This is a genomic window from Microbacterium pasadenense, from assembly GCF_047246565.1.
Lineage (GTDB): Bacteria > Actinomycetota > Actinomycetes > Actinomycetales > Microbacteriaceae > Microbacterium.
The window spans coordinates 23,367-30,072 of the sequence record NZ_JBFOKN010000006.1; the positions used below are offsets into that span (position 1 = coordinate 23,367).

General features: G+C 71.7%; 8 protein-coding genes. 3 read left to right on the forward strand and 5 right to left on the reverse strand.

All coding sequences use genetic code 11. The annotated features are described in order from the left end of the window. Positions 1-3 precede the first annotated feature (3 nt). Both AB3M83_RS13295 and AB3M83_RS13300 read right to left on the reverse strand, forming a co-directional pair. Positions 4-849 (reverse strand): class I SAM-dependent methyltransferase, encoded by an 846-nt coding sequence (locus AB3M83_RS13295; RefSeq protein ID WP_412948920.1) that lies wholly within the window; start codon positions 847-849, stop codon positions 4-6. Positions 850-974: 125 nt separating this feature from the next. Then, positions 975-2,060: an alpha/beta fold hydrolase gene (locus AB3M83_RS13300; protein ID WP_412948921.1), complete on the reverse strand. Its 1,086-nt coding sequence runs from the start codon at positions 2,058-2,060 to the stop codon at positions 975-977. Between the two features lie 109 nt (positions 2,061-2,169). Between AB3M83_RS13300 and AB3M83_RS13305 the strand changes: the two genes are divergently transcribed. The 3 genes from AB3M83_RS13305 (at position 2,170) to AB3M83_RS13315 (ending at position 3,728) form a co-directional block, all read left to right on the forward strand. Continuing rightward, positions 2,170-2,778, forward strand: coding sequence for a GyrI-like domain-containing protein (locus tag AB3M83_RS13305; protein ID WP_412948922.1), 609 nt, complete (start codon positions 2,170-2,172; stop codon positions 2,776-2,778). A gap of 475 nt (positions 2,779-3,253) precedes the next feature. Beyond that, positions 3,254-3,526 (forward strand): hypothetical protein, encoded by a 273-nt coding sequence (locus AB3M83_RS13310; RefSeq protein ID WP_412948923.1) that lies wholly within the window; start codon positions 3,254-3,256, stop codon positions 3,524-3,526. Positions 3,527-3,548: 22 nt separating this feature from the next. Next, a complete protein-coding gene (locus AB3M83_RS13315) occupies positions 3,549-3,728 on the forward strand; it encodes a hypothetical protein (RefSeq protein WP_412948925.1) in 180 nt (59 codons plus the stop codon). 3 nt (positions 3,729-3,731) lie between these two features. Here AB3M83_RS13315 and AB3M83_RS13320 read toward each other — a convergent pair whose 3' ends face one another. The 3 genes from AB3M83_RS13320 to AB3M83_RS13330 form a co-directional block, all read right to left on the reverse strand. After that, entirely contained in the window at positions 3,732-4,553 is an 822-nt protein-coding gene (locus AB3M83_RS13320; RefSeq protein WP_412948927.1) for an SDR family NAD(P)-dependent oxidoreductase, read from the reverse strand. 10 nt (positions 4,554-4,563) lie between these two features. After that, a complete protein-coding gene (locus tag AB3M83_RS13325) occupies positions 4,564-5,505 on the reverse strand; it encodes a class C sortase (protein WP_412948929.1) in 942 nt (313 codons plus the stop codon). Between the two features lie 80 nt (positions 5,506-5,585). Further along, positions 5,586-6,706, reverse strand: a 1,121-nt coding sequence (locus AB3M83_RS13330; RefSeq protein ID WP_412948930.1) for a SpaH/EbpB family LPXTG-anchored major pilin, incomplete at its 5' end; no start/stop codon positions are given.

Genomic DNA, 6,706 nt, shown 5'->3' on the forward strand with positions numbered 1-6,706 from the left:
GACCTACCGACGGGTGGCGGTGACCAGCAGGAACTCCCACTGCATGACGCCGTCCTCGAGGAGACGGTCACCGAGGGCGGCGAGGTCGGCGTCCAAGGCGGCGACCTTCTCGGCGTCCTCCCCGAGGAACCGGAAGACCGCGATCGTCGGTCCGTAGTTCGCCTTGAAGAAGTCCCGCAGCTCGGCGCCGGTCGAGAAGGCGTCCACGCGAAGCGTCTGCTGGTGTGCGGCCATGTCCTCGACACGGTCGCCGAACAGGTCGCGCACGTGGTCGACGCTCCCCCACAGCGGCGCGGGCGACGCTCCGGGAGGAGGCGGCGGCGCGTACGGCTTCATCGTCGCGAACAGCTGGCCGATGGCGCCGGCCGGCGTCCAGCTCAGCACCCCGATGACGCCGCCGGTGCGGACCACGCGGGTGAGCTCGTCCGCGGCGAGCTGATGATGCGGCGCGAACATGACGCCGATGCTCGACATGACGACGTCGAAGGTGGCGTCGGCGAACGGCAGCGCCTCGGCATCCGCCGTCTGCCATTCCAGCTCGACGCCCGCGGCATCCGCCGTCCGGCGCCCGACCTCGAGGAGCTCCGGGGTCAGGTCGGTCGCGACGACGTCTGCGCCGCGGCGGGCCGCGGGGATGGCAGAGGTCCCGGTTCCGGCCGCGACGTCGAGGACGCGCTGGCCGGGCTGGATGTCGAGCGCCTCGACGAGGATCCTGCCGAGGTCTCCGACGACCTGGTCGGCCACCGCGGGATAGTCCCCGCTCGCCCACATCGCGGCGTGTTTCGCCTTGAGGGCGCGGTCCTCCTCCGTCGCCGTCACGGTGCGCGTGTGGGTGGTGAATGATGACATCTCGTCTCCTTCGACGGATCGGCTGATGGCATCACGGTATGGCCGCGGGACCGGTCGCCTCATCGGCGCTGGCGCGCATTCCGTCGGTGTCGCCGCGCGGCGCCCTGGCGGCTGACGCGTAGTCGCTATGCGTGCGACAGCAGGCGCGCGACCGCCGCGGTGCGGGCGCTGCGGCCGCTGAGCCCGAGCTTCGCGTACGCGTTGTGAAGGTGCCGCTCGACGGTCCGCACCGAGAGGAACAGCCGCGCGGCGATCGTGTCGTTGTCGTGCCCGGCGGCCGCGAGCCGGAGGATCTCGAGCTCCCGCGGCGAGACGAGCGCGGCGATGTCGTGGGAATCCTCGTCGTCGGCGACGCGATCGGGCTCGAGGAAGCCGGTGAGCTCGCGCAGCAGGACGGGCCAGGCGGGTTCATCGGCGAGGATCACGTGGTTGTCGCTCTCGAGGACGACGAGTCGCGCACCGCGGATGCCGGACGCGAGGTCCCGGGCGTAGTGCAGGTCGTTCATCTGGTCCCCGCGGCTGTGCAGGACGAGGGTCGGAAGCTCCAGCGCCCGCAACCGCCACGTGGAGTCCGCCTTCTCCCGCTGCGCCCGTGAGATGACCGCGGTCTCCGCGTCGCACGCCCGCGCCTGCAGGTCATCGATCCACCGCATCTGCTCTTCCGTGCCCCCGGGGATCATCATGCTGCTGAACACCCGCCGGAACTCCGAGGTCGGTCGCGCCCAGCCGACCCGGATGAGGGTCTCGAAGGCGGCGAACACGTCGCGTTCCTCGTCCGTCATGCCGACGGTCGCGCCGGCGTAGCTGCTGTAGAAGACGAGCCGGGTGAGCCGCTCCGGGTGCCGCGCCGCGTACTCGATGGCGACGGGGCCGCCCTGGGCCATCGCCATCAGCGCGAAGCGGTCCAGGCCGGCATCCGCCACGACGGCCTCGAGGTCGCCGAGCCGAGCCTCGAGGCTGTGATCGGTGACGCCGCGATCCGACAGCCCGTGCCCGCGCTCGTCGTAGCGGATGACCGTCGCGACCTTGCCGAGCTCGACGAGGTAGTGGCGCCAGACCGGGCTCTCCCAGTCGAACTGCAGGTGGCTGAGCCAGCACGCGTCGATCACGAGGGGCGGGCCGGACCCGTGCACGGCGTACGCGATGCCGACCCCGTCGGCCGAGCGCGCGAATCGGATGTCCTGAATGACATCGCCGCGGTGCGAGTCCACAGCGTCAGTGTAGGAGCCCCGCCCGCCTCGCACACCTGGGTCCGCGACACGGCAGCCGTCGCGAGAGCCGGCATCCGGCGGTACCGTCGCTCAGGAGGAGGCGACCGCGATGACGATCGATGTGAGGAAGCGGTTCCGCGAGCTCTACGCGGCACCGACCGACCGGTTCGTCGAGATGGAGGTCCCCGAACGGACCTACCTCGCGATCGACGGTTCCGGCGATCCGAACACCGCTCCCGGGTACGCCCGGGCGGTGGAGGCGCTGTACACGTCGGCGTACGCCGTCCGCGCGGCGCTCAAGAAGCGCAGCGGCGACGCCTTCGCGGTGGGCCCGCTGGAAGGGCTCTGGTCGAGCGAGGACCCGGCGGACTTCGTCACCGGCACGAAGGCGAAGTGGGACTGGACGATGCTGGTCCCGCTCCCCGCCGAGGTCTCCGGGACGGATGCCGAGATCGGCCTCGACACCGCGACGGCCAAGAAGCCCGACCTGCCGGCCGCGCGGCTGCTCACGCTCACCGAGGGCCCGTGCCTGCAGATCCTCCACGTGGGCTCGTACGACGACGAGGCGCCGACGCTCGCTCGGCTGCACGCCGAGGTGATGCCGGAGCGCCGCCTGACGTGGAACGGACCGCACCACGAGATCTACCTCAGCGACCCGCGGCGGACGCCGCCCGAGGACCTGAAGACGATCCTGCGGCAGCCGGTCAGAGCGAGCTGAGTCCGCGCCTCGGATCCTTCGCGGTCACCACGCGATCCCCTATCCGCACGTCACGGCGGCGCAGCACGCGCAACTCGCTCGCGATTTCGACCGCGCCCGTCGCGCACGGGACCTGCTGCTCCACACGGCCACCAGCGGGCCGCACGACACCGCCGCGCAGGCGACGTCGCGCCGGTTCGAGCCGTCGCGCACGCCACTCGACTTCGACGAGTTCGTCGCGTGGACGGAGGCCAGCGGTTTCGGTCCCGGCGTCCGTCCGCGTCGCCCTGTCGACGGGCCGCGTCTGGCGGCATGGTCGGCGGTCGCGGCGGTCGCCGTCCTGATCCTCGGCGGCAGCTACCTCGCCACGCGCGGCCTCTGACGCGATCGCGACCCACGGCTACCACTGCGGAGCGCTCGCATCAATCCCCTGCATGCGCAGGATGCGGATTCCTACGGTCGGCGCAACGACCCCGACGACGCGAGGAGATTCGACATGGCTGTGTGCGACACCTGCGGAAACGACGACGACAAGGCCTTCACGCTGACGCGGGGAGACGATACCGGGACGTTCGACAGCTTCGAATGCGCCATCCACGCGATGGCCCCGGCGTGCGCGCACTGCGGATGCCGCATCATCGGCCACGGGGTGGAGACGACAGGCGGCATGTTCTGCTGCGCGAACTGCGCGCGCATGGTGGGCGAGCCGCAGGTCGTCGACCGTGTGCACGGAGCCGACATCGCGCCGCTGCGTCCCGAGGCCGCCTGACCCCCTCTCGAAGGAGACGACCATGACACACCACGACGACTCGATGCCCGATGTCCCGCTCGACCCCGATACCGGGCAGCCGCAGGAGCCCGTGACCGACGAGGCGTCGGGCGGCGCGTCGGATCAGCCGTCGGACCGGCCGGAGGACGAACCCGACGTGATCGCGGATCCCGTCTATCCGGACCGGAGCGACTCCGCCTGATCCTCAGGTGAGCGCGACCATCTCCGCACTGCGCTCCCACAGCTCGCCGGCGACCTCCCCATCGTCGGCGAGTCTGTGGGTCTTCGTCAGGACGTCCCGCTCGTAGTACCCGCCGGGGAGCCACTGCGTCCCCGACTCCCCCTCGGCCAGGAACACGAGCCGCGCACCGCCCTCGTCGGTCGTCGTCAGCAGTCGCCTCGTGAAGCGGTTGTGGTACATGAACCGGAACGGTCCGGGCACGTTCGCCGCGAACTGCGTCGCGACGACGCCCGGATGGAACGCGACGGCCGACACGCCGTCCGCTCCCCACCGCCGCTGCAGCTCGCGCGTGAACAGGACGTTCGCGAGCTTCGCATTGCCGTAGGCGACACGGCCCGAGTACCGGCGCGCGGCGTTCAGGTCGGTGACGTCGAACCGCGAGAAGGTGCGCGCCGCCGCGCTCGAGGTCTGGATCACGGATGCGGAGCTCTCGACCAGCCGCTCCCGCAGCAGGTTGGTCAGCAGGAACGGGCCGAGGTGATTCACCTGGAACGTCTGCTCGAAGCCGTCCGCGGTCAGCATCCGCCTGCCGAAGATGCCGCCCGCGTTGTTGGCGAGCACGTCGATGCGGGGGTGGTCCGCGAGCAGCTCGTCGGCGAGGCGCCGGACCTGCGCGAGGTCGGCGAAGTCGGCCAGGTGGTACGGCATCCCGAGCTCCGCGGCGAGGGCCGACGTCTTCTCGGGCGAACGTCCGACGAGCACGACGCGGTCGCCGCGGGCGACGAGTCGGCGGGATGCCGCGGCGCCGATGCCGTCGCTGGCTCCGGTGATCACATGGGTGCGCATCGGACCAGTCTCACAGCCCGCGGGTGCGCGGGGGCCGCGGCGGCCGGCCGGACAGCCACACGTACAGGACGAGGATCGCGATGACGGCACTTCCGATCACGATCCACCAGGCGAAGCCGGGGACGTCGGGCGTCTTGCCGGCGTTGTCCAGGTCCTCGCTGGGCGTGGGGATGACCCGCTCGCCGGTGACGAGGATGCGGTGGCTGTTGACTCCGAGCGGTGTGCACGTCACGAGCGTCACGAGGTCCCGGTCGACCTGGGGCAGCAGGCTCTCCGTCTCGTCGGGCTCCACGACCTTCGTGCCGACGACCCGGTAGGTGAGCACCTCGCCGAAGACCTCGATGGTGAACGTGTCGTCTTCGGCCACCTGGTCGAGGTGCGTGAACAGCTCGGACGTCGCGAGTCCGCGATGCGCCGTGAGGACCGCGTGCGTCGACGCGCCGCCGACGGGCAGGGCCGTGCCCTTCAGGTGCCCCACGCCGTGCTCGAGGACGTCCTCGCCGGTGCCGTGGTACACCGGCAGGTCCACGTCGATCGCCGGGATCTTGATCCGCGCCATCAGCCCCTCGGCGTCGGCGCGCAGCGTCTTCTCGTACTCGAGCCCGGCATCGGGGTCGGGGTCCACGGCGAGCGGCAGTCGCTCGTTGGCCGCGAGGGCGGCCCCGCCGCCGGTCAGCTCGTCGTTGTACGCGCGGGCCTCGGCGAGGAGTTCGGCGAGCGTCTCGGCGCCGAGATCGGTGATCTCGTAGGTGAGGTCGTCGATGCGGGAGGACTGCTCGACCTGGCTGAACCAGCTCGCCGCCGACGGGTACAGCAGCAGGGCGGCGCCCAGCAGGCACACCACGGCGATGATGAGCGGCACCACCGGGGCCCGCCACCGCCGGGCGCGCCGGCGCTGCCGACGGGACGACGCGGCGCCCGCCGCAGCATCCGACGGCGGCGCAGGAGTCACGCTCCCATTGTCCGGTGCGAAGGGCGAAGGCGGGACGCCACCGGGACGTCCCGCCTTCGCTCTCATCTCTCGTCCGTCGTTCAGACGGCCGGGACGGCCTCGACGCGGCGACGCCGCGCCACGACGATCGCTGCGCCGACGGCGATCATGACCAGGGCGCCACCACCGACGCCGAACCACAGCGCGCCGTCACCACCGGTGAGCGGAAGCGCCCACGGCGGCAGCTGCGTGTGCGGCACCTCGAGGTAGTTGCGGATCGGGGCCGTCGTCGACGTCGTCCCGGCCACGACCTGGGCGGGCGTGGTCAGGCGCGGCGGCTGGAAGCCGGCGGGCGGCTCGATCTCGCGACCCCAGTACGTCGCGGGGGTGAGGCCGGTCACGTACGCGATGCCCTCGGCGTTCGTGGTCCAGCGGTCGACGCCGCCGACGGAGATCGGGTTCGTCCCGGCGTTCGCGTCGGACTCCGACAGGAACAGCTGGTAGACCGCCCCGGCGAGCGGGGTCTTGCCGCCGCTGCCCGTCGGAGCGTACGCCAGCAGCGTGAACTCACCGATGGGGGTGACCGCCGACACGGTCTCGGTCGATCCGTTGACGGTCGCCGAGGCGGTGTTGACGAGCTGGCCGTCCGCGGGGGTCGTGGTCGCCCGTGTGAGCACGTTGAGCTCCACCTGTCCGTCGGCGAGCGCCGCCGAGGCCAGCCGGGTGCGTCCGGCAGGGGTGAAGGTCGCCGTCGTCGTGTTGCCCGTGGTGGTCAGGGTGTAGTCCGCGGGCGCGGCGAAGTTCTGCACGACGCCCGACGCGTTGCGCACGATCACCGACGTCCCGGCGACGCCGGACGGCGGCGTCGGAACGAACTGCATGCCGGTCGGCAGCTGGTCGGTCACGGCGAACTCCGAGATCGAGCCGCCGCCCGCGAGGGTGGGGATGCCGGCGCGGATCGCCCAGCGGACGAGGTCGGGGTTCCGGGCCTCGACCGATCCCGGGGCGGGGACGACGCGGCTCTTCACGAGCTCGGTGACCGAGTTCTTCGGGTACAGGTGGACGTCGTAGATCCACTCGTTGGCGGGGCTGCCGAGCGACCCGGTCGGGAAGGGCAGCGTGACCAGGAACGGTGCGGTGCGGTCGGTGACGGACGCCGGTGCCGCCGTCTCGCGCACGAGGTAGAGGCCGATGGGCATCGGGCCCGTGGCGGACTCGAACG